Source organism: Pseudomonas sp. ANT_J28 (assembly GCF_008370005.1).
GTDB lineage: Bacteria > Pseudomonadota > Gammaproteobacteria > Pseudomonadales > Pseudomonadaceae > Aquipseudomonas > Aquipseudomonas frigoris.
Map to the genome: position 1 here is coordinate 43603 of NZ_VOBM01000024.1, position 25996 is coordinate 69598.

25 protein-coding genes and 1 pseudogene are annotated in these 25996 nt (G+C 59.3%); 9 read left to right on the plus strand and 17 right to left on the minus strand.

The annotated features are described in order from the left end of the window. Positions 1-177: 177 nt before the first annotated feature. On the minus strand, positions 178-795 hold the full coding sequence (locus tag FQ187_RS17895; RefSeq protein WP_149630498.1) for a TetR/AcrR family transcriptional regulator: 618 nt from the start codon (positions 793-795) through the stop codon (positions 178-180). A 31-nt stretch (positions 796-826) separates the two neighbouring features. Continuing rightward, complete coding sequence (locus FQ187_RS17900) at positions 827-1210, minus strand: tautomerase family protein (protein ID WP_008149859.1); 384 nt, start codon at positions 1208-1210, stop codon at positions 827-829. Between the two features lie 270 nt (positions 1211-1480). On the opposite strand from FQ187_RS17900, the gene FQ187_RS17905 reads away from it, so the two are divergent. Together FQ187_RS17905 and FQ187_RS17910 are read left to right on the plus strand one after the other, a co-directional pair. Further along, the gene (locus tag FQ187_RS17905) at positions 1481-2761 is read left to right on the plus strand and encodes a serine/threonine transporter (RefSeq protein ID WP_033054568.1); all 1281 of its coding nucleotides are present in this window, start codon (positions 1481-1483) and stop codon (positions 2759-2761) included. Positions 2762-2954: 193 nt separating this feature from the next. Then, a complete protein-coding gene (locus FQ187_RS17910) occupies positions 2955-4631 on the plus strand; it encodes a SulP family inorganic anion transporter (RefSeq protein WP_149630499.1) in 1677 nt (558 codons plus the stop codon). Positions 4632-4682: 51 nt separating this feature from the next. Here the strand turns inward: FQ187_RS17910 and acnB are convergent, their stop codons facing one another. After that, the gene (acnB, locus tag FQ187_RS17915) at positions 4683-7292 is read right to left on the minus strand and encodes a bifunctional aconitate hydratase 2/2-methylisocitrate dehydratase (protein ID WP_149630530.1); all 2610 of its coding nucleotides are present in this window, start codon (positions 7290-7292) and stop codon (positions 4683-4685) included. Between the two features lie 408 nt (positions 7293-7700). Between acnB and FQ187_RS17920 the strand changes: the two genes are divergently transcribed. After that, positions 7701-8171, plus strand: coding sequence for a DUF1289 domain-containing protein (locus FQ187_RS17920; RefSeq protein WP_149630500.1), 471 nt, complete (start codon positions 7701-7703; stop codon positions 8169-8171). Positions 8172-8263: 92 nt separating this feature from the next. Here the strand turns inward: FQ187_RS17920 and FQ187_RS17925 are convergent, their stop codons facing one another. Continuing rightward, positions 8264-9127, minus strand: a complete 864-nt coding sequence (locus FQ187_RS17925; protein WP_149630501.1) for a universal stress protein — start codon at positions 9125-9127, stop codon at positions 8264-8266. Positions 9128-9285: 158 nt separating this feature from the next. Here FQ187_RS17925 and FQ187_RS17930 point away from each other — a divergent pair, with 158 nt between their 5' ends. Continuing rightward, a complete protein-coding gene (locus FQ187_RS17930) occupies positions 9286-9894 on the plus strand; it encodes a tRNA-(ms[2]io[6]A)-hydroxylase (protein WP_149630502.1) in 609 nt (202 codons plus the stop codon). Here the strand turns inward: FQ187_RS17930 and FQ187_RS17935 are convergent. Beyond that, positions 9891-10379, minus strand: coding sequence for a GFA family protein (locus FQ187_RS17935; RefSeq protein WP_149630503.1), 489 nt, complete (start codon positions 10377-10379; stop codon positions 9891-9893). The genes FQ187_RS17930 and FQ187_RS17935 overlap by 4 nt on opposite strands. A 119-nt stretch (positions 10380-10498) precedes the next feature. Here FQ187_RS17935 and FQ187_RS17940 point away from each other — a divergent pair, with 119 nt between their 5' ends. The 3 genes from FQ187_RS17940 (at position 10499) to FQ187_RS17950 (ending at position 13708) form a co-directional block, all read left to right on the plus strand. Then, on the plus strand, positions 10499-11383 hold the full coding sequence (locus tag FQ187_RS17940) for a LysR substrate-binding domain-containing protein (protein WP_149630504.1): 885 nt from the start codon (positions 10499-10501) through the stop codon (positions 11381-11383). 100 nt (positions 11384-11483) lie between these two features. Then, positions 11484-12608, plus strand: coding sequence for an agmatine deiminase (gene aguA / locus FQ187_RS17945; protein ID WP_149630505.1), 1125 nt, complete (start codon positions 11484-11486; stop codon positions 12606-12608). Positions 12609-12610: 2 nt separating this feature from the next. Further along, entirely contained in the window at positions 12611-13708 is a 1098-nt protein-coding gene (locus FQ187_RS17950; RefSeq protein WP_149630506.1) for an extracellular solute-binding protein, read from the plus strand. Here the strand turns inward: FQ187_RS17950 and FQ187_RS17955 are convergent. The 9 genes and pseudogenes from FQ187_RS17955 to FQ187_RS17995 all read right to left on the minus strand — a co-directional run. Beyond that, entirely contained in the window at positions 13683-14333 is a 651-nt protein-coding gene (locus FQ187_RS17955; protein WP_149630507.1) for a DNA-3-methyladenine glycosylase, read from the minus strand. The genes FQ187_RS17950 and FQ187_RS17955 overlap by 26 nt on opposite strands. A 4-nt stretch (positions 14334-14337) precedes the next feature. Next, a complete protein-coding gene (locus FQ187_RS17960; protein ID WP_149630508.1) occupies positions 14338-15150 on the minus strand; it encodes an isocitrate lyase/phosphoenolpyruvate mutase family protein in 813 nt (270 codons plus the stop codon). 42 nt (positions 15151-15192) lie between these two features. After that, positions 15193-16275 carry a bifunctional transcriptional activator/DNA repair enzyme AdaA gene (locus tag FQ187_RS17965; protein WP_149630509.1) on the minus strand — a complete coding sequence of 361 codons (1083 nt, stop codon included), beginning with the start codon at positions 16273-16275 and terminating at the stop codon, positions 15193-15195. Between the two features lie 80 nt (positions 16276-16355). Further along, the gene (locus FQ187_RS17970) at positions 16356-17396 is read right to left on the minus strand and encodes a DMT family transporter (RefSeq protein WP_149630510.1); all 1041 of its coding nucleotides are present in this window, start codon (positions 17394-17396) and stop codon (positions 16356-16358) included. 146 nt (positions 17397-17542) lie between these two features. Beyond that, on the minus strand, positions 17543-18898 hold the full coding sequence (locus FQ187_RS17975) for an ATP-binding protein (protein WP_149630511.1): 1356 nt from the start codon (positions 18896-18898) through the stop codon (positions 17543-17545). After that, positions 18874-19539: a response regulator gene (locus tag FQ187_RS17980; RefSeq protein ID WP_149630512.1), complete on the minus strand. Its 666-nt coding sequence runs from the start codon at positions 19537-19539 to the stop codon at positions 18874-18876. Before FQ187_RS17980 ends, FQ187_RS17975 begins: the two co-directional genes overlap by 25 nt. Positions 19540-19647: 108 nt before the next feature. Continuing rightward, positions 19648-20085 (minus strand): hypothetical protein, encoded by a 438-nt coding sequence (locus FQ187_RS17985; RefSeq protein ID WP_149630513.1) that lies wholly within the window; start codon positions 20083-20085, stop codon positions 19648-19650. Positions 20086-20113: 28 nt separating this feature from the next. Then, on the minus strand, positions 20114-20878 hold the full coding sequence (locus FQ187_RS17990; protein WP_149630514.1) for a hypothetical protein: 765 nt from the start codon (positions 20876-20878) through the stop codon (positions 20114-20116). A 210-nt stretch (positions 20879-21088) separates the two neighbouring features. Further along, positions 21089-21319, minus strand: a pseudogene (locus FQ187_RS17995) (LysE family transporter); the annotation flags it as partial. Between the two features lie 114 nt (positions 21320-21433). Between FQ187_RS17995 and FQ187_RS18000 the strand changes: the two are divergent. Continuing rightward, positions 21434-22018 carry a LysE family translocator gene (locus tag FQ187_RS18000; RefSeq protein WP_149630515.1) on the plus strand — a complete coding sequence of 195 codons (585 nt, stop codon included), beginning with the start codon at positions 21434-21436 and terminating at the stop codon, positions 22016-22018. Here the strand turns inward: FQ187_RS18000 and FQ187_RS18005 are convergent. Both FQ187_RS18005 and FQ187_RS18010 read right to left on the minus strand, forming a co-directional pair. Continuing rightward, a complete protein-coding gene (locus FQ187_RS18005; protein ID WP_149630516.1) occupies positions 22015-22848 on the minus strand; it encodes an AraC family transcriptional regulator in 834 nt (277 codons plus the stop codon). The genes FQ187_RS18000 and FQ187_RS18005 overlap by 4 nt on opposite strands. A gap of 35 nt (positions 22849-22883) precedes the next feature. After that, positions 22884-23387 (minus strand): VOC family protein, encoded by a 504-nt coding sequence (locus FQ187_RS18010; RefSeq protein WP_149630517.1) that lies wholly within the window; start codon positions 23385-23387, stop codon positions 22884-22886. A 181-nt stretch (positions 23388-23568) separates the two neighbouring features. Between FQ187_RS18010 and FQ187_RS18015 the strand changes: the two genes are divergently transcribed. Then, the gene (locus FQ187_RS18015; protein ID WP_149630518.1) at positions 23569-24927 is read left to right on the plus strand and encodes an FG-GAP repeat protein; all 1359 of its coding nucleotides are present in this window, start codon (positions 23569-23571) and stop codon (positions 24925-24927) included. A gap of 74 nt (positions 24928-25001) precedes the next feature. On the opposite strand, the gene FQ187_RS18020 is transcribed toward FQ187_RS18015, so the two are convergent. After that, entirely contained in the window at positions 25002-25922 is a 921-nt protein-coding gene (locus tag FQ187_RS18020; protein WP_149630519.1) for a LysR family transcriptional regulator, read from the minus strand. Positions 25923-25996 lie beyond the last annotated feature (74 nt).

Consider the following 25996-nt stretch of genomic DNA (forward strand, 5'->3'; position numbering starts at 1 on the left):
AAAGTCGGGGCTCGAAAGTTGCTTCAAAACGTTGCTTCAAAGTATTGATTGCACAACGGTTTGGCATTTACCAAAGATAGCAGGCTTGGGGCCTGCGACCTCAGTGTAGAAGCGTTCCGTAGCTCTTACATATCCACGGCGTTCAACACCTTTGCGAATGCACCGTTCAACGTCGCGTTATGGTGTTCGATGATCGACCGGGCCGGCAGCTCCGGTGTAGGTGAGAAACGTCCGGGCTGCGTCGAGAATTTCATCGGACAAGGCGTCACCCCTCGTTGCACGGGCCAGGGTCAGGGCGCCGACCATCAGTGAATAGTCCACTAACGCTTTTTGCCGATTGGTGTCGGGCTGATCCGCGCCCATCAGCGGTGCCAGCATCTGCAACAATGCCTCCAGCCCTTGGGTGTAGGTCTGGTGCAATCCGCTTTCAGCGGCTTCATGACACATGTCGCCGGCAAACGCGGTCACCGGGCAGCTTTCACCCGGATTATCGCGATTGGCCGCGGACAGGTAGGGCGCGATGATGTTCTCGCGAGCCGAGAGGTTGTCGTCGTTAGCCTCTATTTTCTGCTTCCAGCGTTCCATGGATTGGGTGAACGCCCGGCTGCACGCCTCTTGCGCCAGCGCTTCCTTGGATTCGAAGTGACCATAGAAGCCGCCATGGGTGAGGCCGGCCGCGCCCATCACATCGACGACACTGATCCCGTGCAGGCCGCGTTCGCGAAACAGACGCGTGGCGGCCTCGACGATGATCTCGCGGTTGAGTTCGGCTTGTTTACGGGAGACTCGGGGCATTGGCGGCTCACAGGTACATAAAAGGTAGAAATCAGCTGGCGTATTGGGCTATGCCATTGCCGAAGGACCAGTTCTCTTTTTTTACTTCCACCAGATTGATGAACACATCTTCCAGCCGCACCGCCAGTTCCGCGTTAAGGCTCTCTGCGATGGTTTTGTAGAGGAGTTTTTTCTGCTCGATGGTGCGGCCTTCGCTCAGGGTGATCTGAATCACCACCAGATTGTCGGTGCGATTGATGCCCAGATAGCCTGGATCAAAGATGAAATGCTGTTCGTCGTGCTCGGCAAGAATCTGGAAATTATCGTTTTCCGGCACGCCAATGGCGCTGTGCATGGCGGCGTAGATCAATTGCCCGACACGTTTGGCGTAAGTCGGGTCTTGATGCTTTTTGATGTCGACGCGAACGAGTGGCATGGGAGGGCTCCGCAAGTAGGGGCTGCCGGTCAGCAGTCAGGGTCGAAATTACATGACACCAATCCTCTATTAAATAGATTTTTTAAAACATCTATTTAATAGAGGATGCCGGAGGATCTGATCCGCACAACCACTCCTCAGCTAAGTCTTTGCTTCTGCTCATTAATCCCGGACAATCGCGCCCCTGTTTCGGCCAGGGCGCTGCCTGTCGGATTTTTCCGACTCGTCCTGACCGGGTAGCAACTGACCGGAATGCGGAGATCCCACCGGATGAATGACCAGGCCAATAGCGTCGACGAACGCTATGTATCGGCGGCACCAGCGACGCTTGAGAGCTGGAATCGCCATGACACCACCTGGATGCTGGGCCTGTTTGGCACGGCCATTGGGGCTGGCACACTGTTTTTGCCGATCAACGCGGGTCTGGGCGGCTTCTGGCCGTTGCTGGTCCTGGCGGTGTTGGCGTTCCCTATGACGTTTTACGCACACCGTGGCCTGACACGTTTTGTGTTGTCCGGACGCGAAGGCGCGGACATCACTGAAGTCGTGGAAGAGCACTTCGGGATCAAGGCTGGCGCGCTGATCACCTTGCTGTACTTCTTCGCGATCTTCCCGATCCTGTTGATCTACAGTGTGGCCCTGACCAACACCGTGGGCAGTTTTCTCGAGCATCAACTGCACATCATGCCGCCACCGCGCGCCGTGCTGTCGTTGGTGCTGATCCTCGGCTTGTTGGCGGTGGTTCGTTGCGGCGAGCAGGCGATCGTCAAGGCTATGAGCCTGATGGTTTATCCGTTCATTGTTGCGCTGCTGTTCCTCGCGGTGTTCCTGATTCCTCACTGGAACGGCGGCATCCTCGCCACCGCGTCGACGCTGCCAGAACCGTCGGCACTGCTGCACACCTTGTGGCTGGCGATTCCGGTGATGGTGTTCTCGTTTAACCATTCGCCGATCATCTCGGCGTTCGCGGTGGACCAGAAGCGTCGTTATGGCGATCACGCCGAAGAGCGTAGCTCGCAGATCCTGTCCCGCGCTCACGCGTTGATGGTGGTGATGGTGCTGTTCTTCGTCTTTAGCTGCGTGCTGACCCTGTCGCCTGCGCAATTGGCTGAAGCCAAGGCGCAGAACCTGTCGATCCTGTCGTACCTGGCCAACCACTTCAGCAACCCGACCATCGCCTTCGCGGCACCGTTGATTGCGTTTGTGGCCATTTCCAAGTCGTTCCTGGGCCACTACATCGGCGCCAGCGAAGGTCTTAAAGGTCTGATCGTGAAGAGTGGCAAGCGCCCCGCACCGAAGACCCTGGATCGCATGACTGCCGCCTTCATGCTGGTGGTCTGCTGGATCGTTGCCACGCTGAACCCGAGCATTCTCGGGATGATCGAAACCCTGGGTGGCCCGATCATCGCCGCGATCCTGTTCCTGATGCCGATGTACGCAATCCGCAAGGTGCCGGCCATGGCGCGTTATCGCGGTCAGGCTTCCAATGTCTTCGTGACGGCGGTGGGCCTGGTGGCGATTTCGGCGTTGATCTATTCGCTGACTGCCTGACCGATCAGGCATAAAAAAACGCCGCTCATCATCACGATGGGCGGCGTTTTTTATTGCGTTGAAAACGCTCAACACCTGACCCAGAGCCGACATTCCGTGCACTTAGCGATTAAGCTTGAGTTTGCATAAACGCGTCATAGAGCGTTTGCCGAGGACTTTCCCCGGCCAGTCTATCTTTCTCTGGAGACGCTTCATGGCTCAGGCTCACGGCGCATCGGCGCAACCCCGTGCCGATAGGCCCAACCGTTGGCTGGATGTGTTGGCCGGGTTGTCGATCGCCGGTTTGTTGTTGCCCGAGGCGGTCGCCTATTCAAGCATTGCCGCGTTGCCGCCACAGGCGGGTGTCATTGCGTTATTTGCCGGTCTGCTGTGCTACGGGCTGTTCGGCACCAGTCGCTTTGCCATCGTTTCTGCTACGTCGTCTTCGGCGGCGGTACTGGCCGCCGCCACAGCCACGTTGGCCAATGGTGACTCGGGCCTGCGCATGACCCTGGCGATCGGTCTGGTGCTGGTGACGGGTGGTTTTTTCCTGCTGGCCGGACTGTTCAAACTCGGCAGCGTGACGTCGTTCATTGCCAAACCGGTGCTGCGAGGCTTTGCCTTCGGCTTGGCAGTGACGATCATCCTCAAGCAAGTAGCGAGCATCGTCGATGTGCACTTGAGCAATGGCAACCTGATCCGTTTCTTACCGCAACTGCTTGAGCAATTACCGCAGTGGAACCGGGCCGGCGCCCTCGTGGCGACGGTGTCCTTGCTGGTGCTGTGGCTGTGCTCGCGGGTCAGGCGTTTGCCAGGAGGTTTACTGGTGGTGGCGCTTGGCATCGCGGCCGGTCAATGGCTGAACTTGCCCGCTTATGGGGTGAAACTGATTGGCGTGATCGACTTGAGCCTGGAGGTGCCGCGCCTTCCTGTGCTGCCGTTTACCGACTGGCTGCGCCTGGGCGAACTGGCGTTTGCCATGGTGATGATTCTGTATGCCGAGTCTTACGGATCGATCACCTCGTTTGCGCTCAAGCACGGCGACCGTGTGTCCTCGAACCGCGATTTGCTGGCACTCGGCGCAGCCAATCTGCTGTCGGGACTGTTCCATGGCATGCCGGCAGGCGCCGGTTACTCTGCAACGTCGGCCAATGAGGCGGCGGGTGCCGGCTCGCGTCTGGCGGGCGCGGTAGCGGCGGGGGTGGTGTTGCTCATCGTCTTGACGGTGTTGCCCTGGATTGCCCTGACCCCCGAGCCGGTGCTGGCGGCCATCGTCATTCATGCATTGGCGCGCGGCTTGAGCCTGCAGCCCTTGGGCCGCTATTTCATCTGGCGCCGCGACCGTCTGCTGGTGATTTGCGCGGTGGCGGCGGTGCTGGTGCTGGGGGTACTGGACGGTCTGTTGGTGGCGGTGGTGATCAGTGTCGTGCTGATGTTGAAACAGATGTCATCGGCGGATATTCAGGTGCTGGGGCAAATGGGCGGTGGTCATGAATATGTCGATGTGCAACGCCATCCCCAGGCCAGCGAGATTCCCGGTGTGCTGATTGTCAGGCCGAGCGAGGCGCTGTTTTTTGCAAACGTGGAGCGCGTTCTGGGCGGTGCACTGCGCCTGGCCCGGCATGCATCACCGCCGATTCATACGATCATTCTCAGTCTGGAGGAGTCTCCCGACCTGGATGGCACCAGCATCGAGGCGCTGGAAGCGTTCATTATGCAAGTGAGAGCCGAGGACAAGCTGCTGATTCTGGCGCGGCTCAAACACCAGGCCAAGGCGGTGCTCTCTCTGTTGCCGTCGCAGGAACTCGCGCAGGTGATACTCAGTGGCTTGAGTGTCGACGGTGCTGTGCAACAAGCGCTTCAGTCAAAAGGGTACCTTTCACAGGCATAAAAAAACGCCGCTCATCTCACGATGGGCGGCGTTTTTTATTGCGTTGCAGCGTTAGGCTTGAACGACCGGGATGTTGGCGTTCGCAGCAGCTTCACGGAACTCGGCGATCTGGTCGAAGGACAGGTAGCGGTAAACATCGGCCGCCATGCTGTCGATCTTGCCAGCGTATTCCATGTACTCCTCGACGGTCGGCAGGCGACCCAGGATGGAAGCAACAGACGCCAGCTCGGCCGAAGCCAGGTAGACGTTCGCGCCGTCACCCAGACGGTTCGGGAAGTTACGGGTCGACGTCGACACCACAGTCGAATTCGGCTCTACACGTGCCTGGTTACCCATGCACAGCGAGCAGCCCGGCATTTCCATGCGCGCGCCGGCCTTGCCGTAGATGCCGTAGTAGCCTTCTTCGGTCAGCTGGTGAGCGTCCATTTTGGTCGGCGGCGACAGCCACAGACGGGTTGGAAGCTGACCTTTGACTTGTTCCAGCAACTTGCCGGCAGCGCGGAAGTGGCCGATGTTGGTCATGCACGAACCGATGAACACTTCGTCGATCTTCTCGCCAGCAACGCTGGACAGCAGACGGGCGTCGTCCGGATCGTTTGGCGCGCAGAGCACAGGCTCTTTGATGTCGGCCAGGTCGATTTCGATGATTTCAGCGTATTCGGCGTCAGCATCGGCAACCATCAACTCAGGGTTGGCGATCCAGGCTTCCATCGCTTGAGCACGACGTTCCAGGGTACGCGCATCGCCGTAGCCTTCGCCGATCATCCAGCGCAGCAGGGTGACGTTGGAGCTCAGGTACTCGGTGATCGACTCTTTCGACAGCTTGATGGTGCAACCGGCAGCCGAACGTTCGGCCGAGGCGTCGGACAGCTCGAAAGCTTGCTCGATGCTCAGGTTGTCCAGGCCTTCGATTTCCAGGATGCGGCCGGAGAAGGCGTTCTTCTTGCCTTTCTTCTCGACGGTCAGCAGGCCAGCCTGAATCGCGAAGTAAGGAATGGCGTGAACCAGGTCACGCAGGGTGACGCCCGGTTGCATTTTGCCTTTGAAGCGCACCAGGATCGATTCCGGCATGTCCAGCGGCATAACGCCAGTGGCTGCGGCAAACGCTACCAGACCGGAACCGGCCGGGAACGAAATGCCCATCGGGAAACGGGTGTGGGAGTCACCACCGGTACCGACGGTGTCCGGCAGCAGCATGCGGTTCAGCCAGCTGTGGATGATGCCGTCGCCCGGACGCAGGGAAACGCCGCCGCGGGTCATGATGAAGTCTGGCAGGGTGTGGTGGGTGGTCACGTCGATCGGCTTAGGGTAAGCCGCGGTGTGGCAGAAGGACTGCATTACCAGATCGGTCGAGAAGCCCAGGCACGCCAGGTCTTTCAGTTCGTCACGGGTCATCGGACCGGTGGTGTCCTGAGAGCCGACGGTGGTCATTTTCGGTTCGCAGTAAGTACCTGGACGAACGCCTTTGCCTTCTGGCAGGCCGCATGCCTTGCCGACCATTTTCTGTGCCAGGGTGAAGCCCTTGCCGGTGTCGACAGGTGCTTCAGGCAGTTTGAACAGATCGGTAGGGCCCAGGCCCAATTCGGCACGGGCCTTATCGGTCAGGCCGCGGCCGATGATCAGCGGGATACGGCCGCCAGCACGAACTTCGTCCAACAGCACGGGGGTCTTCATTTCGAAGGTGGTCAGGACTTCGTCAGTGCCGTGTTTGCAGACTTTGCCAGCATGCGGGTACAGGTCGATCACGTCGCCCATGTTCATGTTGGTGACGTCGAATTCGATTGGCAGTGCGCCAGCATCTTCCATGGTGTTGTAGAAGATTGGAGCGATCTTGTTGCCGAAGCAGAAACCGCCAGCACGCTTGTTCGGGATGAACGGAACGTCGTCGCCGAAGAACCACAGCACCGAGTTGGTGGCGGATTTACGCGAAGAACCGGTACCGACCACGTCACCGACGTAGGCGATAGGGAAGCCTTGACCGCGCATTTCTTCGATCTGCTTCATCGGACCGGTGACGCCCTGGGCGTCAGGCACGATGCCTTCACGGGCCATTTTCAGCATGGCGAGGGCGTGCAGCGGGATGTCCGGGCGGGACCAGGCGTCCGGAGCAGGGGACAGGTCGTCGGTGTTGGTTTCGCCGGTGACCTTGAACACGCGCAGGCTGATCTTGTCGGCCAGGACAGGGCGGTTTTTGAACCACTCGCCGTCAGCCCAGGATTGCAGTACGCTTTTGGCGTGAACGTTGCCGTTCTTGGCTTTTTCAGCGACGTCGTGGAAAGCGTCGAACATCAGCAGGGTGTGCTTGAGTTCTTCGGCAGCGACTGGCGCCAGTTCGGCGTCGTCCAGCAGATTGACCAGAGTCACGATGTTGTAGCCGCCCTGCATGGTGCCGAGCAGTTCAACAGCGCGTTTCTTGTCGATCAGAGGGGATTTTGCTTCGCCTTTAGCGAGGGCAGACAGGAAACCGGCCTTTACATAGGCTGCTTCGTCCACACCTGGCGGAATGCGATTGGTGATCAGGTCAACGAGGAAGGCTTCTTCGCCAGCCGGGGGATTTTTCAGCAGCTCGACCAGGCCTGCAGTTTGTTCGGCGTTAAGCGGCTGGGGAACGATACCCAGTGCTGCACGCTCTTCGATATGTTTGCGGTAGGCTTCAAGCACAGTTATTACCCTCATCAGTGGTCCCAAATGGGTGTCCGGGACGCTCATCCCGAAATTGCCGTACTCATGCGCTGCGTGGCGTTGTGGGCCACTTAGCCAGAATTACCGACAATTCCTTACAGAAGCTGCTTTCAAAGTTTTACGCCTGCAGAACGGGGAGCTGATGAGGGTTGGCGTTGGGCTTTTCCCCGCTGGAAAAACCCTTCGCCAACACCGCTCTGAAGGAACGACTGTGCTCGTGACGCTTTGAAAACAGCTTCTAACGGACATTGGCGCCTTAAAAGGCTGGCTGATTCTACGGTAAAAAAAAATTAAAGGTAAGTTAGGCCCTGAACTTTGAGGGGTGATGAATGTTAGACAAAGGGCTAACATGCCGACCTGTTCTGCTTTCCCGTGCTCTCCCAACCTATGCCCAATCAGACCATCAAGACCCCCTGCGTCGGCCTCTGCTCCACTGTTTACGGTGATTTGGTGTGCCGTGGCTGCAAGCGTTTCCACCATGAAGTGATCAACTGGAATGGTTACAACGAGGAGGAAAAGCGTGCGGTGTGGCTGCGTCTTGAGCTGCTGCTGTCCCAGGTGATGGCCAGCAAGCTGGAGATTTTCGATCCCCAGCGCCTGCGTCTGCAGCTGGAGCAGCGCAAGATCCGCTTTGTGCCGCATCAGTCGGAATATTGCTGGGCGTATCAGTTGATCGCCCGGGGCGCGCGGGTCATCAACAACCTGGAAGCCTACGGAATGGTGCTGATGCCGGAGTTTCGCGACTGGAACCTGCCGGAACTGCGAGACGCCATTGATCGGGAGTTCTTTTTACTCTCCGAGGCGCATTACCAGCGCTACATTGCACCTGGCTTTCTCAGGGATGCCTTCGGCGGCTGATTTTTAAAGTCAAAGATCGCAGCCTTCGGCAGCTCCTACAGAGGGATGCGATTCATGTAGGAGCTGCCGTGGCTGCGATCTTTTGATCTTGCTTAATGCTGGGTCACGATCTCCTCCAGATGATCCATGATCGTATCCGGCTTCAGCACCAGCACATCGCTCTCCACCGCATCCAGCACCACCTCCGCCGTATTCCCGATCAACGCCCCTGACAACCCGGACCGAGCCACGGTACCGATGACCGTCACCGCCGCCTGCAGTTTGTGGACCATGAACGGAATCAACACATCCGCCGGACCTTCCTCGATATGCAGGTGCTCGTCATCAATATCGTACTCGGCCTGAAACGCCTTGCACTGTTGGCGATAGCGCGCCTCGATGGTTTCGCTGAGCTGCAACGTCGGGTCGGCCGCGGACAGCATCGGCGACGGATGGGCACTGACCACGTGCAAATGGGCCTTGGCCAGGCTGGCAATGTCGTAACCGTGATCGACAATACACGCGTGCAAGGTGCGGTGTTCACCATCGGTATTACCGACATCGATCGCCGCCAAGATGACGCCGCCGGTCCAGGGTTTCGAGGTTTTGACCAGCAGCACCGGCGTCGGGCAGTAACGCAGCAGTTTCCAGTCCGCCGGGGTCAGCAGGGCCTTTTTCAGCGGACTGTCGGGGTAATGCTGTTTGACCACCAATCCGCAACCTTCAGCCTGCTGCACATCGACGATGGTTTCGTGCAGGCTTTCGTTCCAGGCCTGCTCGGTGGTGACGCTGTAGCCGTCCTCGATCAGGGCGGCCTTGAGCACGCCCAACATGCCGCTGTGGTCATGCTTGCGGTCGCAGACCAGCAGATGCAGATGAGCCTGGGTCACGCCGGCAATCAGCTTGGCCCGTTTGAGCGCCAGGCTTTCCGAGTGTTCAGGTTCGATGACCACCAGAATGCTGCGAATGGCTTGCATGATCGGGATCTCCATGAAGTAAAAAATATTGCGTTGGACAACTATAGTTGCTGGCTGGCTATTCGGGACTTGATGTATATCAACGGTCGCGACTGGTGGTCTGCCGGCAGGCCGGTATAATCGGCGCCCTTCGATTTGACCTCTTATCCGTGAGCCCCATGATCCTTCCCGAAATTCACGAGTTCCTCGGCTGCCGCACCCCCGATGGCTGGGTTCAAGCCGCGCTGGCCGATCAGGAAACCCTGCTGATCGATCACAAAAACTGTGAATTCAAGGCCGCCAGTACCGCGTTGAGCCTGATCGCCAAGTATCACTCCCACGTCGATCTGATCAACCTGATGTCGCGTCTGGCCCGGGAAGAGCTGGTGCATCACGAACAGGTCATGCGCCTGATGAAAAAGCGCAAGATCGAGCTGCGTCAGCTGTCTGCCGGGCGCTACGCCTCGGGCCTGCGCAAAGTGGTGCGTAGCCACGAGCCGGTCAAACTGGTGGACACCCTGGTGGTCGGCGCCTTTATCGAAGCTCGTAGCTGCGAGCGTTTCGAGGCGCTGGTGCCGCATCTGGACGAAGAGTTGGGCAAGTTCTACTTCGGTCTGCTGAAAAGCGAGGCCCGGCATTTCCAGGGTTACCTGAAACTGGCCTACCAGTACGGAGAGGCCAAGGACATCGCCCAGGTGATCGACAAGGTTCGCGCCGCCGAGCGAGAGCTGATCGAGTCGCCAGACGTGGAGTTTCGTTTCCACAGCGGTGTGCCAGCACGGGCTTAGCGGCTCAAACCCAAGCGCTCATGCCACTCGGCGATGGATTCTTCGGGATAGACGTCGAACTGCTGATCCCCAGGATGCGCCTCGACTTCCACCCACGGCGCCTTGGAACCTAGCAGCAAATGCGTGTGTTCCGGCGGCACCGGCAGCGAGGTATCGATGGCAGAGGCAAACGGGTGAATTAGCTCCGGCCATTCCGGGCTGAACAGCCACAAGCCTGAACCACACAGAGAACAGAAATGCCGCTCGGCGGTGCTGCTGTGGGCGCGTTTATCACCTTCTTCCTTGAGTCGTGCGTGATAAATCGCAATGTGCTTGCGACCGCGCACCTTCAGGCTGCCGGCATCGCCACCCAGGTTGATCGCGTAGCCGCCACCGCCCTGGGTCTTGCGGCAGATCGAGCAGTAGCAACGCTGATACGGGTAGGGGTGGGCGCTGGTCAAACTGAACGACACTGCGCCGCAATGGCAGGAACCTTCGAGCTGCATGGGAACCTCCGACAGGGCTTGACCCGATCCATGACAGCCTAGACCAACAAATAAACGGTCCCGCTGGACGCCCACTGTCCGCCGGGTCAGCATGGCGCCTCGAAATCGGGACCTTGATCATGCGACGACTACCCTCCCTGGCAGCACTCAGAACCTTCGAATGCGCCGCCCGTCACGCCCATTTCGGTCGGGCGGCGGCGGAGTTGTGCGTCACCGACAGTGCGGTCAGCCACCAGATTCGCCAGCTCGAAGAGCAATTGGGCGTGACGTTGTTCATCCGAGAAGGCCGGCAGATTCGCCCGACGATGGCCGCCGGGCGCCTGATGCAAAGCCTGCAGCAGGCCTTCGAGCTGATTGGCGACGCCTGCGATGAGCTGCGTGACCCGTCATCGCTGGCGGTGTTGCGCCTGGCGGTAACTGCCGAGCTGGCGCAAAAGTGGTTGATGAGTCGCCTGACGGATTTTTACGCACGCTATCCGCACATCACCCTGCACCTCTACGAACAACCGATCGACGCCACGGCGCCGGGCGAAGACATCGACCTGGCGATCACCTACGGCACCGGTCCGGTGGACAGCAGCGCGTACTTCGTCAGGCCGTTGCCGGCATTGCAGTTCTTCCCGGTGTGCAGCCCTGGCCTGTTCAACCAGGGCACGTTGAAAACCCCGAAGGATCTGGCGCGTCACTGCTTGCTGCACGACGATCAGGACGGCAAGACCTGGACTGCCTGGCTCACCAGCCATGCCGGTGATCAGCGCCCCGAACGGCAGCTGTATTTCGCCCATGCGGGTTTGGCGCTGGAAGCGGCGGCACAAGGGCAGGGCGTGGCCATGGGCGATAACTTGACCGCGCAGGAGGATTTGCAAAGTGGTCGTCTGGTCCGGCCGTTCACCTCCAGCATGACTGCACTCGGCCAATATGCGTTGGTGTGTGAGCGGGTGCGGCTGGAGCGCCCGGCAGTGGCGCAGATGCTGGAATGGTTCAACGATCAGCTGATCGATTGATGAATTGAATTCAAGTATTCCGAAATAATCATCGTTGGCGAGGAGGGCGCCGGCGACCGTAGCCTGTGGTCATTCCAATCCCCGCTGATGAGGTTTGACCATGGCACGTCTGCTCGACTCCACCCCCAAACTCGATGGTTTCCGTTTGCCCGGCGAATTCGAAACCAAGTCCGGTTGCTGGCTCGGCTGGCCGGAGCGCACCGACGTCTGGCGCAATGGCGCCAAGCCTGCGCAGAAAGTCTGGGTGCAAATCGTCACCGCCATTGCCCAAAGCGAACCGGTCACCGTGTGCGCCTCCGCCGCGCAGTTTGCCACCGCCCGTCGCCAATTACCGTCGCAAGTGCGGGTGGTGGAAATGACCTGCAACGACACCTGGTTCCGTGACAGTGGCCCGTGCTTTGTGGTCAACGACGACAGCGGTGAGGTGCGCGGCGTGGACTTTGAGTTCAACGCTTACGGCGGCCTCGACGGCGGCTTGTACTACCCGTGGGACAAGGACGATCAGATCGCCAGTAAAATCCTCGAAATCGAACGGTTCGACCGCTACCGCGCGCCGCTGATTGCCGAACTGGGCGGTATCCAGAGCGACGGCCAGGGCAGCATTCTTACCACCGAACAATGCCTGCTCAACCGCAACCGTAACCAGCACCTGGGCAAGGACGAAGTCACCCGGCGATTGACCGATTACCTCGGCGCCGAGCAAATCATCTGGCTGCCACGGGGCTGTAAATTCGACGAAACCGACGGCCATGTCGACGATCTCGCCTGCTTCGTGCGCCCCGGTGAAGTGGTGGTGCAATGGACCGACAATCGCGATGACCCGCAATGGGAAATCTACCAGGAGGCCTACGACATTCTGCGCAGCACCCGCGACAGCCGTGGCCGCGAGCTGAAAGTGCACAAGCTGCCGCAACCAGATGTGCTGGAATGGACCGCCGAGGAAGCCGAAGGCCTGGATCAGCAAGACAGCACGCACACCCGTCAGGCCGGGACCAAAATCTGCGCGTCGTACATCAACTACTACGCCGGAAACACCTCGATCGTCGTGCCGCTGTTTGGCGATCGCCATGATCAGACGGCGCAAGCGACCCTCGCCGAACTGTTCCCGCAACACAAAATCGTCGGTATCGAAAACTCCCGGGAAGTCCTCCTCGGCGGCGGAAACGTCGCGTGCATCACCATGCCGCAGTACGCAGGCAGTGCCTGCAACAAAAAGGGAGTTTGAAAATGGGCCTGCACAAACTGACTCAAGCATTACTGCTGGTGCTCGCACCCCTGTGTGTGCAGGCCGCCGACACCGCCAAACCGGTGGTCAATCTGTACATCTGGGGCGAGTACCTGGCCCCGGACACCCTGACCAATTTCGAGAAGAAAACCGGCATCCACGTGGTGGCCGACCACTTCGACTCCCTGGAAACCGTCGAGACCAAACTACTCACCGGCCGCAGCGGCTATGACCTGGTGCTAACCGCCGGCCAGCATTTGTCCCGGGCGATCCAGAGCGGTGCGATTCAAGCCCTGAATCCGCAACAGCTGCCGCATTTTGCCGGCGTGGGTGATGAGTTCCGCCAGCACATGGCGGCGTTCGATCCGGGTAATCGCTACGCCGGGATCTACGCTTGGGGCACCACTGGCGTCGGTTATCAGGAAGAGGCGATCAAGCAGCGCCTGCCCGACGCACCACGGGACAGTTGGACGATGCTGTTCGACCCGGCGGTGGTGTCGAAATTTGCCGATTGCGGGGTCAGTTTGCTCAATGATCCCAACGAAGTGTTCGCCGCGGTCATGAAATACATGGGGCTGGACATCAACAGCCAGAACCTCGATGACCTGAAGCGGGCCGAACAGCAACTGGCGAAAATCCGGCCCTACATCCGCTACTTCGACAATGACCTGAACATCAGCGACCTCGCCAATGGCAACACCTGCGTCGCGATGTCGTGGAACGGCAATGTGGCCATCGCCGCGGGACAGGCCGAGGCTGCAAACAAGCCGTTCAAGCTGAGTTATCGGATACCGAAGGAGGGCACGTTGATCTGGTTCGACGCGATGGTCATTCCCAAGGATGCGCCTCATCCTCAGGCGGGGCTGGCGTTGATGGATTATCTGATGACGCCGGAGGTGATTGCGCCGATCACGGACACCATCCATTACGCCAATGCGATTACGGCGGCGGACAGCTTGATTGATCCGGCGATTCGCAATGATCCGGGGACGTATCCGTCGGCTGAGGTGAGGGCTTCGTTGTATAGCAAGAATGACAATGGCAAGGCGTTTAACCGGGCTTTGATTCGGGCGTTCAGTCGGTTGAAGTCGGGGCTATGACTGGAGCAGGCGGCTTTGGAACACGCCACAAATACCACGCCGCCACCGTCCGAAACGGACGCCACCCCAGCCCGATCTCAATCATCTGCTTGCGATTGGGCTGTACCTCCAACCCCTTCATCCGACGATATCCCTCACGCACACCGAAATCATCGGCCGGCAAAATATCCGGCCGTTCCAGGCTGTAGATCAGCAACATCTCAACCGTCCAGCGCCCAACCCCACGCAGCGTGATCAAGCGCTCGATCAAGGCTTCATCATCCATGGCCAGTGCCGTGGCGTAATCCGGCACCACACCGCCCAGCGCCGCTTGGGCAATGCCCTGAATGGTCGCGATCTTGCTGGCGGAAAACCCGCAACTGCGAAGTTGATCGAACTCGGTCGTGACAATCTGTTCCGGCCTCGGGAACGCGCCCGTCCCAAACAACGCCAGTAGCCGACCGACAATCGCATCCCCGGCCTTTGCGTGCAGTTGCTGGTAGGCAATCGCCCGCACCAGCGACTCATAAGGATCGCGAGCCGCATGGGGCTGATGCAGGCAAGGGCCGATGGCGGCGATGTGGCGGCGCCAGTCCTCATCGATGGATGATAGAAACTCGGTGGCGGGCAGATAGGCGTCGGGCATGGGGTCAAGCTTTCCCGGACGGTGCCAACAGGGCGTTCACTTCGCCATAGGTGAAGGCCTTCAGATCACGGCTGTCGAGTGTCCCTGTTTCCAGAAAGCTCTTGGCCAGTGCGCTCATGGCGCCATAAAGAAACTCGGCGATGCGGGAGCCCGCGCTCAAACGGCGTACGCCGAGCGCTTTCAGCTCTTCAGGCGATGGCAGTCCGGGGAGCCCGAGCACGTTCACCGGCAGCGTGGTGCCCTGGCACAGCGCAGCGATCTCGTACTCGGCGGTGACCCCGGCAGCAAACAACCCATCGGCACCGGCCGCCTGATACAGCGCGGCGCGCTTGAGCGTCTCTGCCACGCGATCTTCGGCGGGCACCAGGCTCTTGAGGTACACATCGGTGCGGGCGTTGATGAACAGCTTCACATTTCGGCGACTGGCAACCTGCCGAGCGATTTCGATCTTGCGCACCAGCAGCTCGGGCGGGGACGCGCCGTCCTCGATATTGATCCCGACGGCCCCGGCGGCAATCACCGCATCGATGAGGTCGGCCACCCGCGTCAGGTCATCGGAATAACCGGCTTCGATGTCCACGGTCAGCGGCACCGAGATCACCCGGGCGATGGACTCGACCGTTGATATCAGGCGCTCAAGGGGCAGGGCGTTGCCGTCCGGATAACCGTGAGCCCAGGCCACCGCCGCGCTGCTGGTGGCAATGGCTTTGCTACCCAGCTGTTCCACGATTCGCGCGCCGGCGGCATCGCCGACGTTGGTGAGAATCAGCAGGCCGTCCTGGTGCAACTGGTGAAATTGGTTGTCGAGCGTGTCCATCGAATGTCCTTCCTTATGACTATTTGAGAAACCTGTAAATGATCAGAATACGAGTTGTTGCGTGATCTGCACCGCCGATTTTTCCAGCCTTAGCAAGAACGCCTTGCGCGGTTGTCCTCCCCCATAGCCGGTCAGCGAGCCGTCGGCGCCGATCACCCGGTGACAGGGCACCACAATCGAAAGACGGTTATGCCCGTTGGCCAGGCCCACGGCGCGACTGGCGCCGGGCTTGCCCAATAACGCCGCAATGGCGCCGTAGGTGCTGGTCTGGCCGTACGGGATCTTCGTTAGTTCGGCCCAGACCTGTCGGGCGAAATCGCTGCCAGGCAAGTGTAGTGGAACGTTGAAGTCGGTGAGTTTGCCGGCGAAATACTGCGTGAGTTCGGCTTCAATCTGCTGCAAATGCGCGTGATGTCCTGGCGCGACCGCATAGCCGTATCGATTCTGCAGTTCTTCGACTTCCCTGGTCAGCGCTGGCCGATCAAGAAACTCCAGCAGCACCAGCCCGCGTCGTTCGGCCATGGCGATCATCGGCCCCAGCGGTGTGGTCAGGCGAGTGAACAGCAGTGGCTCGCTGTTGGCGGCGCGGCCGGGCGTGATGTTGAAGGACTTTTGAAACGCATCGCGAAACCCGCTCAGGGACTCATAGCCCGAATCGAACGCTGCGTTGTCGATGGAATCGCCCTGTTTGATCCCGCCCAACGCGATGCCGAGGCGTCGGGTGCGCAGCCAGGCGTGAAAGGTCATTCCGAAATGCTGCTTGAACCAGCGGCGCAGTTTCAGCGGCTCGATGCCCCCGGCCAGCAGCTGGGCATCGGTCCAGCGCTGCTCGGGGTCGGCGTCTACCGATTTGAGCAACTTCTGCACCCAGTCCGGCGCGATGGCCGCCGCGTCCAGCGGCTTGCAGCGCAGGCAGGCGCGGTAACCCGCCGACATGCACTCATCGGCATGGGCGAAGAACTCGACGTTCTCCGGTTTCGGTTTGCGCGCCGTGCAACTGGGGCGACAGAAGATGCCGGTGGTTTTGACCGCGGTAAAGAACACCCCCTCGTAGGCGGTGTCTCGTTCGAGCATGGCGCGAACCATCTCGGCGTGGGGCGGAAGCAAAGCGTTTTGTAGGTTCATGAGGTGAGCATAAGACGCGTCGCCCAGCGCCTCCACCGGAAAATCGACAGAGAATTCCAGTCATTCGTCATGAGGATTGTTCAATGCTTATGTCGGTGATGGATGTCCGGAAAATGCGGATGGCTGTGGCGCAGCGGCGTGTGTTGATGTTCATGACTGTGGGGCTCGGTACCGTCCCACTGGAACGGATGTTCATGTTGATGGTGCTCGTCATGCACGTGGCGATGACCATGCTTGAGCACCTCATGTTGATGCTCATGGGCATGACTTTCCTTGAGGTGAATCCAGACTCCAAGGCCCATTAACAGTGAAGCGGCCCAAAACGTCAGCGTGACAGGTTCACCCAGCAGCAGGATGGCGATTGCCGCGCCGAGGAAAGGTGCCGTGGAAAAGTAGGCGCCGGTACGTGCAGTGCCCAGGCCTCGGAGCGCCAGAACGAACAACACCAGGCTGATGCCATACCCCAGGAAACCGACGATCAACGTCGGCCCCAGTACCGTCATGTGTGGCAGTGTTGCGCCGAGCAACAGCGCCAGTGAACAGTTCACCGCCCCGGCGACCAACCCCTTGATGCCGGCAATAAACAGCGCATCCGAGGCCGACACCTTGCGCGTCAGGTTGTTATCGATCGCCCAGCAGACGCAGGCCAGCGCTACCGCCAACGGTCCGATCCAGCCCTGTGACTGCGCCGGGTTCTGGGGCCAGGCCAGCAGTAAGCCACCGGCGACGATTGCCAGCATTCCGGCGACGATGCGCCGGTCAGCGTTCTCCTTGAATACCACCCAGGCCAGCACGGCGGTCAATACCGATTCGAGGTTGAGCATCAGCGAGGCCGTGGCGCCGGAGGTCAGGGTCAAACCGAACATCAGCGCCACCGGCCCGAGTACGCCGCCAAAAGCGATGGCACCGATCAGCCAGGGCCACTCCGACGATTTCAGGCCGCTGGGCTGCCAGCCCCGGTCGCGCAAAAGTCTGACGAGCGTCAAGCCCAGGCCGCTGCCCACGTACAACAACCCGGCCAAAAGGATCGGCGAAAGGTTCAGGCCCAGCAACTTGGCCAATGGCGTACTCGCGCCAAAAAGAGCGGCAGCGCCAAGGGCGTAGACAATGTTCAGGTTCATTCACGGCTCGTCGGATATTGATACGGGATGTAACGCAGTGTGAACCGGTGTTGCATCCAGTCAATCGATAACCTCAAGCCCGCCGCGCCATCAGCAACACCGAAGCTGCCGCCGACAACAAACCTGCGCAACCCAGCACAAAAGCTTCACGTTGTACCTCTTTTCAACCAGACCGAAACACATAATCCGCTCTTCTTCATCTCATCCGAAAAACTCAATCGGATGTGCGCCCCCGTACGATCGGCTATCGCCTTGACGATGGATAAACCCAGCCCGGAGCCTGTTTCATCGGTTCCCAAACTGCGGTAGAACGGCTCGAACACCAGCATTTGTTCTTCTGCGCTGATGCCTGGGCCGGAGTCCTTGACTTGAAGGATCACTGTCTCTTGCGCCAACTCGACCGTCAGGTCGATTCGTCCGCCAACGGGGGTATAACGGATAGCGTTGTCCACCAGATTCTTGACCAGGATTAACAGATCCATTTCGTTGATAGTGACCTGTACGTCTTCGATGCTTTCAACACCTATATCGATGCGTTTGCGCTCTGCCAGCGGCAGTAAGTCCTCCAATACCCGTCGATAGACTTCATGGACTGAAACTGATGTCTGTGATCGATCCGAGCTCGATTGTGCAGCCGCCAGGGTCAGCAGTTGATCGATTAGTTTTCTACTGCGTTCTATTCCGCGGGACAACGGCAGCAAACGTTCATAGGCCACCGCCGACATTTCTGTAGCCGAAAGTCGCTCGGCTTGTAGTGATAGGGCCGTCATAGGAGAACGCAGTTCGTGGGCTGCGTCGGCGATGAAGCGACGCTGGGCTTCCATGGACTGCGCGACGCGCGTCAGCAATCGATTGATGGCTACGACGAAAGGACGGATCTCGGTCGGCAGGTGGTTTTCATCGATAGGGTGCAGCGCCTGTTCATCGCGCTGATCGATTTCGTCCGAGAGGGTCGCTATGGGGCGGAACAGTTTGCGCACCAGATCGCCCACCACCAGCAACAGCACCGGAAACAGAATGAGAAACGGCAACAGACTGCGCCAGGCGCTCTCGCGCGCCTCTTTGTCGCGCACGTCGGCTTCTTGGGCGACAACAATGCGTTCGCCACGGAACGTGGTTCTGACCAGCACGCGAAAGTTTTCGCCTGCGATGTTCATGGTCGACAAGCCATCGGGCAGCGTTGTGGGGAAGGGCAGCGGTATTGTTGCGTCGTCATTGCCGGTCGCTTTGCTGCTGTCAGTCAGGTATTGCACGATTACCCTGGATTCTTCGTCGTCGCCAACGATCTGTTCTCCCGCGGGATAGCGCAGGGTCATCTGCTGCCGTTCAAAAAGAACGGCCACTTGACGCAGGGTCTCGTCCTGCATTTCGTGTGCCTCGTTGAGCGCAGAGACGAAAGCGAAAAAACCGGCCAGCACCGCCACGATCAGGATGGCCAGCGACAGCGTTACAGAAAGTCGTAACTGTATCGAGTCGCTCAAGTGCTTTTTGAAACCATCCATCCCATTCCCCTGACGTTTTTGATGACATGGTTCCCCAATTTGCGCCGCAGTGCGTGAATCAGAAACTCCACCGCGTTGCTTTCCACTTCATTGCCCCAGCCGTAAATACGGTCTTCAAGTTCGCTGCGAGAGAGAATGGCGCCAGGCCGGATCAACAGGGCCTGCAGCAGGGCGAACTCGCGACTCGAGAGCTGAACATCGGGAGTTTCGGCGGTGGTGGCTTGTTTGGATACCAGATCCAGCGACACCACGCCGTTGTCCAGCAATGACTGGGCGCTGCCGCCTTTACGGCGTAACACAGCGCGCATGCGGGCCAGCAGCTCCGCCATGGCGAAGGGTTTGAGCAAGAAATCATCAGCGCCGCCGTCGAGGCCGCGCAGGCGATCATCAAGGCCATCCCTCGCGGTGATGATCAGCAGTGGCACCGGGTTGTTGCGGCCGCGAATGCCATCGAGCACATCGAGCCCGTCTTTGCCGGGCAACCCGAGATCAAGCAGCACCAGGTCATAGGCTTGGGTTTCCAGTGCCGCAAGGGCAGTCAGTCCGTTTTTCACCCAGTCGGTGGCGTAGCTCGCATCGTTCAGCGCGCCCTGGATGGCATCACCAATCATCGGGTCATCTTCGACCAGCAAAATCCGCATGTCCCGCTCCGAAAAAAAAGGCGCGGCGGTCATGACCGTCGCGCCTGTATTGAAGCACCTGAGCCGGCGTTTGTCCGCCGCCGGATCAACGCAATGTGCGGCTGTTGGTCACTGCTTGCCCTTCATCGAATCGAAGGCTTTCAACAGATCATCCATCGCTGCCTTGCAATCGCCCTGCTTCGGCGTGCTGGCGCGCAGGGCGGCGAGTGCCCGGTCAATGGCTTTGTCCAGCACATGCCAGTCACTGGCAGCGCGGGGTTTGATGCCGGCTTCGGCGGAGTCCCAAGACGTTTCCAGATCCTTGATGCGGGTTTTCGCCCCGGGCAGGTCGGTTTTATCGACGAGCGCGGCGACATCGGCGGCGATGTTGCGGAACTCGGACAGATCACCCAGTTTTGAACCGGACTGGGCGGATGCGCTCACCGAAGTGGTCGGCGTGCCAGCAGCGGGTTTGTCGGCAGGTTTCGAGCAGCCGGCGGCGACGCTGAGCAACAAGATCGACGAGACGATGGCAGCGTGGCGAATGACAGTTTGAAGTGGACGCATGACAAATCCTTGATTGGCTTTTGAAGGGCTACTGAGTGACGGTTTTACGGTTGCCGAGGCTGATTTGCGCGACCGCAACCAGAAGAACAATGACGCACAGGAAGATAGCGCTGGTCCAGGTGGCGCCCATGCCGAGGCCGCCGTAGGTTTTGGCCTGGGTCAGCAAGTCGCCGAGGGAGGCGCCAAACGGACGGGTCAGGATGTAGGCGATCCAGAAGGTAAGCACCACATTACCGCCCAAGCGCCAGGCCACCAGGGTCGCGGCGATCAGCCCACCGAAAATCACGGCGCCGAGGGTGAAGCCCAGGCCCAGCGCTTCAGTGGCCAGGTCGCCCGCTGCAGTGCCGAGGGCAAAGGTGCAAAGCACGGTCGTCCAGTAAAAAAGCTCCCGTCGCGGGGTGACAATTTCGCGGATCGACAAGTTGTGCTCCACCCTGTACCAGACCAGGAAGTTGATCGCCAGTAGAACGGAAAAAACCGCCGTGCTGGTGTACAGGCTGATGTCGAGCATGTCGGTCATGATGTCGGTGATCTGTGTCCCGACGATGCTCACCAGCACCACGGTCAACCAGTAAATCCAGGGCGTGTAGGCTTTGGTGCGCAGTTGAAAGCACAATGCAAGCGCCAGCAGGACGGCCATGCCGATGCTGGTCCAACCGGCGCCGAAACCGGCATCTACGGCCAGAAAGTCCGCGCCAGTTTCACCCACCGTAGTGGATAAAATCTTGATCACCCAGAATGACAGCGTCACCTCGGGTACTTTATTGAGCCATCCGGCTTTTTCGGGATTCATGTGCGGGTAGCCTCTCCTGAGCGGCGCTGAACTTGCGCAGGGGAGAAGATACGCAGCGAAACTTAGCTGAGACTGAGGGACGGTGATGCGATTGCTACAGTTCCTTTGCCGGGTAGATCGCTGGAGGCATTACTCCGGATTTGGGGACGCTTTTTATTACGTCCACAGCCTACTAAGGAGGGAAAGCTGCCTATCGATGGTTTTTATATTAGCCATCGTTAGGCGTGCCGGCCGCGCCAATGCCAGCATCCCCACTGGCGCGCCCGCTACCACGTTTTCCGCCCCGGGATCGGCGCGCCACAAGTGCCAGGCAAGGTAGAGCAGATACGCCGCCCCCAGAATCTTGATCCCGTAGAACAACAACTCCGACGTTTGCAGCACCACCGCCAGCCTCGCCGACGCGAGGGCGATCATGCCGGCGAACGCGAGCAGCCGACCGATCCAGGTAGTGGTGGACGTCGGCCGCGGTATAGCTGAGGGGTGTTTTGTTCAATACAGCCATCAGGTCGCTCTTTACCTTGAACCCTCGTTCAACTGAATTGAAGAAGGTCTGTGATGAGTCTGATTATCTCGATGGCGGCGTTTGCACTGGTGGCCTCGATAACGCCAGGACCGGTGAATATCGTGGCGTTGAGTTCCGGCGCGCAGTTTGGTTTTCGCGCCAGTCAACGGCATGTGGCCGGGGCGACGCTGGGTTTCGTCGTGTTGTTGGTGCTGATGGGATTAGGGCTGCATGAGGTGTTGCAGCGATGGCCAGCGCTGACGCAGGTGGTGCAATGGGCGGGTGTGGCGTTCCTGTTGTACATGGCCTTCAAGTTGGCCGCAGACAAAGGGCATCTGGATGCGAAGGAGTCAGGCCGAGCGCCGTCGATGCTGTATGGCGCGGTCATGCAGTGGCTCAACCCGAAAGCCTGGCTGGCCTGCGTGGCCGGCATGGGCGCTTTTGTGGCGGATGGCGAGGCGCGGCTGGTCTGGCAGTTTGCGGCGGTGTATCTGGTGGTTTGCTACTTGTCCGTCGGCTGCTGGGCGTATGCGGGAACGTTTTTACGCGGTTATCTGAGTAACCCGGCGGGCATGCGTCTGTTCAATCGGAGCATGGCCGTGCTGCTGGCGGCGAGCGCAGTGTACCTGTTGTTTTAACCGCGATACTGCCCCGGTGTCGCCGCCAGATGTTGTTTGAACGCACGCTGAAAATGCGCCTGATCGGCAAACCCGGCTTCGAGCGCCACATCGGCGATCAGCTTGCCGCTGCGCAGTTGATCGCGGGCGAACTGGATACGCCGGTTGACCAGAAAGGCGTGGGGCGTCATGCCGTAATGCTGCTTGAACGCACGGATCAAGTAGGACGGCGATAGCTGAGCCGCCTCGCAAATGTCTTCGAGCTTGAGCATGTGCGTGCAGTTGACGCGGATGTAATCGGCCGCCCGTTCCAGTTTGAAATTGGGCTCGCGCAGCGGTTGATCAATCGGATTGAGCCGCTGCTGTACGTCGGTGAAAAACTCCACGGCCGCGCTTTGCTTGCGCAGCACGTCTTGCTGCGAATCGACCAGCACGTCGTACAAACTTTTCAGGCCGGCATACAGATCACTGTCGTGTGTGTGGGTGATAGAAAAACGGCGAAACGCCAGGTCCTGGCTGAAGCCGAGTTGGTGCTGCAAATCGGTCAGCCAGGGTGTCTCGACGTACAGCATCAGGTACGACCACGGTTGGTCATCGATGGGATTGCAGGCGTGGACATCACCGGGATTCATCAGCACCACGGTGCCGGCACTGACCTGAAATTGCGATTGCTCGTGTAGATAGGTACTGCGCCCGGCCGTGATCGCACCGATGGAAAAGTGCTCGTGAGCATGCCGGGTGTAACAGACTTCCCGCCCGTCAGCGATGGAACGGGCTTCGATGAAGGGCAGGGCGTCGTCGCGCCAGAAGCGCGGGGCTTTGTCAGCGTCTTTGGCAACGGCGGGCTTCATGGTCAGCGTCCTCGGCAGGTCAGCGTCGAAGTGTATTAGCTCTCGCCGTCAAAGGCTCGTTGCAGCGCAGCGATGTCGAGTTTTTTCATCTGCAACATCGCTGTCATGGCGCGTTGGGATTTTGCCGTGTCAGGGTCTTTCATCATGTCCATCAGGGCTACCGGTACGATCTGCCAGGACACACCGAATTTGTCCTTGAGCCAGCCGCATTGCTGGGCCTCAACGGGCCCGCCCGCGGACAGCCGCCCCCAGAAGTGGTCGACTTCTTCCTGTGTATGGCAATTGACCTGAAATGAAACCGCTTCATTGAACGTGAAAACGGGACCACCGTTGAGGCCGGTAAAACTCTGCCCGTCCAGTTCGAAACTGACCGTCATCACCGAGCCGTCGGGCCTGCCATGGATCTCTTGACCAGCCTTGCCGTAGTGGGTGATGGCGCTGATTTTCGAATGATCGAAGATTGCACAGTAGAATTTCGCGGCCTCCTCGGCCTGATTGTCGAACCACAGGCAGGGTGTGAGTTTTTGAACGCGCTGCATGGTGTAGCTCCTCTACGGGTTGTTCAGGCTGGACTTTCAGCGTAGTCAGCCTCGGGTCGTCTGGCCGTACCGTAGATCGACAAGTTGAAAGAGTTTCCTATGTCGAAGGAATCAACAATGTCGGCATGACCCGATAGCCGCTAGACTGCGGACCTGGTTTGCCGCAAGGACGCTTTGCATCATGGTTATTCCTCGTTTATTGGCTGTTTCCTGTCTGCTGACCGCCGCTGCGGTGAGCGCCGAACCGCAGACGTATCACCTCACGGACCCCGCGAAGAAATACGTCATCGATGTGCTGTTTGCACCTCCGCCCACCCAGACTTTCGACGGCGCTGCTGCGCTGATTACGTTGCGTGAGAGGGCTGGCGGGCAGGTGCTGCAACGCATCGAGTCAGCCGAAGCGTTCGCCCTGTTCAAGCCAGGCCGCAAAGCTTCGGAGTTCGACCGTAACTTGGCGTATGCCGATCAAAGTCTGCTGTTGTTCGGTGATTTCAATTTCGACGGTCAACAAGATCTTGCCGTACGCAATGGCAATGAAGCGGGCTATGGCGGTCCTTCCTATGACATCTATCTGTTCGATCCCGATAGTCCGACGCTCGTGTTGAGTCCGTCCTTTTCCGCACTGACTCGTGACGCGAACCTGGGCATGTTCGACATCGATCCGGTCACCAAAAGCCTGCACACCCAGTCCAAAAGCGGCTGCTGCTGGCGCCAGAGCGCGACTTGGCAAATACAGGACAACCGTCCTGTGAAGGTGGCCGAGAAAACAGAGGTGGTGCAGAAGCCCTCGGAAGCCAGCCCGTTCATGCCTTACGGCTATGTGGATGTTACCGATCGTGAACTGAAGTCCGGCCAGTGGACGGAGCGTCGTCGCCTCGAGGGTCCCGTTGGTGAAGCGCCCGTCATGTTGCGCGGCACACTCGATGACAAGATCCCCGTTGAGCTTTGGTGGCAACTTCAGGGTGATGTCTATGTTGGCGAAGTTCGCTACAGCAAGAACGGCAGCGGTAAACCGATCCGGCTGGTGGGCAATACCTACGAAGATGGCGGTATTGTTCTGCGTGAACTGGACGACGACGGTCCGATGATCGGCAACTGGTTTATCGAAGGCACGCCGAACGAGCAGGGCCGCCAGACCGGCACGTGGATCAACGGCTCTCGTCAATTAAGCATCAATGTGCGGCCGGCCGCGTTCAAAGTCGCCGCGCAAAAACTTGAGCGGGTAGCGGACAGTCAGCGTGAAGGGCGCTACCTCGTGAGCAATGTCCAGGATCGGCGTGTCGGCGAGTTGACTCTCAAAGTATTGCCGGGGATCGACAACGGCCCCGAGATGGCGGACATCAACCTGAGCATTTTTCAGCTCAAGGATCCGCCCGTTGAAGTCCATCATCAGTATCCGCTGCTCGCTGGCAACCTTGTCATTGCACTGGATCCTGAGGGCGATCCGCTGTTTCGCCTGCAGTTGCTCAATGGCGCAGCTGAAGTGACTGGTTTCGGCGAGTATCAGAAGTACAGCGCGGCTTATGTGAAACAACCCTGATGTAGTGGTAATGACGTTTGATCGGGTCGATATGACTACTTCGAGCTGGATACTCGTGGTCTGACGGCGACGGTTCAGCGACGGCCCAGCCCTCCTTTTTCAGCGATCCACCGGGTGGCCAAATCAATAAAGGCCCGCAGTTTCGGCTGTGTCTGGGGCCGGCTGGGAAAGTACAGGTACAACGCCGAGCTGAGTGGCACAAAGGGCTGCAGCACCCGTTCCAGGCGTCCATCTGCCAACTCTTCGGCAATCTCCAGATCACAGGCATAGGCCAGGCCTGAACCGCTACGAGCGGCCGCCACCAACAACCGGCGGTCATTGACGATCACGCCGCCTTCGACGCCCACGGTGAAGTCCCGACCCTCGCGGCGAAACTCCCAGCGATGGGCGCTGCCTGAGGTCGAGAAGCGAAAGCCGATGCATTCATGTCGGGTCAGGTCTTCCGGGATGACTGGATTTCCCGCCTTGGCGAAGTACGCCGGGGAGCCCACCACAGACCATTGCAGGTCAGGTGTCAGGCGCACCGCGATCATGTCTTTTTCAATCGACTCTCCCAAGCGAATCCCGGCATCGAAGCCGCCAGCCATCAGGTCGACCGTAGCGTCGTCCAGGGAAATATCGAGAGTGACTTGCGGGTAGGCCTCGCGGAACAGCGGAATCAGCGGCTCCATCAACAGGGCCCCGGACAATCGCGGTGCCGTGAGTCGCAGCGTGCCCATGGGCTGATCACGGAAACCGCTGAGCACCGCCAGTGCTTCATCGATTTCACTGGCCGCCGGACGCAAGCGGGCAAACAGACTGGCGCCGGCTTCGGTTAGCGCCACTCGGCGCGTGGTGCGCTGAAACAGCAGCACGCCGGTGCGTCGTTCCAACAGTTTGATCGCATGGCTGACGGCGGTGGGCGTGACCGCTAGCCGAGTCGCGGCCAGGGTGAAGCTTTTGTGCTCGGCGACGGCGAGAAACTCGGTCAAACCGTCGAAAGGGTCGTGATTCATATCGGTGCCATTATGAAAGAGCGTTTCATAGTGCTTGTAACACGAGGGCATTTTTCCGACCAATGTTCCTGCGT

Coding starts and splice junctions, on each gene's coding strand:
- FQ187_RS17895 (WP_149630498.1), bottom strand. CDS start 795: ATGCCCCGAGTCTCCCGTAAACAAGCCGAACTCAACCGCGAGATCATC.
- FQ187_RS17900 (WP_008149859.1), bottom strand. CDS start 1,210: ATGCCACTCGTTCGCGTCGACATCAAAAAGCATCAAGACCCGACTTAC.
- FQ187_RS17905 (WP_033054568.1), top strand. CDS start 1,481: ATGAATGACCAGGCCAATAGCGTCGACGAACGCTATGTATCGGCGGCA.
- FQ187_RS17910 (WP_149630499.1), top strand. CDS start 2,955: ATGGCTCAGGCTCACGGCGCATCGGCGCAACCCCGTGCCGATAGGCCC.
- FQ187_RS17920 (WP_149630500.1), top strand. CDS start 7,701: ATGCCCAATCAGACCATCAAGACCCCCTGCGTCGGCCTCTGCTCCACT.
- FQ187_RS17925 (WP_149630501.1), bottom strand. CDS start 9,127: ATGCAAGCCATTCGCAGCATTCTGGTGGTCATCGAACCTGAACACTCG.
- FQ187_RS17930 (WP_149630502.1), top strand. CDS start 9,286: ATGATCCTTCCCGAAATTCACGAGTTCCTCGGCTGCCGCACCCCCGAT.
- FQ187_RS17935 (WP_149630503.1), bottom strand. CDS start 10,379: ATGCAGCTCGAAGGTTCCTGCCATTGCGGCGCAGTGTCGTTCAGTTTG.
- FQ187_RS17940 (WP_149630504.1), top strand. CDS start 10,499: ATGCGACGACTACCCTCCCTGGCAGCACTCAGAACCTTCGAATGCGCC.
- aguA (WP_149630505.1), top strand. CDS start 11,484: ATGGCACGTCTGCTCGACTCCACCCCCAAACTCGATGGTTTCCGTTTG.
- FQ187_RS17950 (WP_149630506.1), top strand. CDS start 12,611: ATGGGCCTGCACAAACTGACTCAAGCATTACTGCTGGTGCTCGCACCC.
- FQ187_RS17955 (WP_149630507.1), bottom strand. CDS start 14,333: ATGCCCGACGCCTATCTGCCCGCCACCGAGTTTCTATCATCCATCGAT.
- FQ187_RS17960 (WP_149630508.1), bottom strand. CDS start 15,150: ATGGACACGCTCGACAACCAATTTCACCAGTTGCACCAGGACGGCCTG.
- FQ187_RS17965 (WP_149630509.1), bottom strand. CDS start 16,275: ATGAACCTACAAAACGCTTTGCTTCCGCCCCACGCCGAGATGGTTCGC.
- FQ187_RS17970 (WP_149630510.1), bottom strand. CDS start 17,396: ATGAACCTGAACATTGTCTACGCCCTTGGCGCTGCCGCTCTTTTTGGC.
- FQ187_RS17975 (WP_149630511.1), bottom strand. CDS start 18,898: ATGGATGGTTTCAAAAAGCACTTGAGCGACTCGATACAGTTACGACTT.
- FQ187_RS17980 (WP_149630512.1), bottom strand. CDS start 19,539: ATGCGGATTTTGCTGGTCGAAGATGACCCGATGATTGGTGATGCCATC.
- FQ187_RS17985 (WP_149630513.1), bottom strand. CDS start 20,085: ATGCGTCCACTTCAAACTGTCATTCGCCACGCTGCCATCGTCTCGTCG.
- FQ187_RS17990 (WP_149630514.1), bottom strand. CDS start 20,878: ATGAATCCCGAAAAAGCCGGATGGCTCAATAAAGTACCCGAGGTGACG.
- FQ187_RS18000 (WP_149630515.1), top strand. CDS start 21,434: ATGAGTCTGATTATCTCGATGGCGGCGTTTGCACTGGTGGCCTCGATA.
- FQ187_RS18005 (WP_149630516.1), bottom strand. CDS start 22,848: ATGAAGCCCGCCGTTGCCAAAGACGCTGACAAAGCCCCGCGCTTCTGG.
- FQ187_RS18010 (WP_149630517.1), bottom strand. CDS start 23,387: ATGCAGCGCGTTCAAAAACTCACACCCTGCCTGTGGTTCGACAATCAG.
- FQ187_RS18015 (WP_149630518.1), top strand. CDS start 23,569: ATGGTTATTCCTCGTTTATTGGCTGTTTCCTGTCTGCTGACCGCCGCT.
- FQ187_RS18020 (WP_149630519.1), bottom strand. CDS start 25,922: ATGAATCACGACCCTTTCGACGGTTTGACCGAGTTTCTCGCCGTCGCC.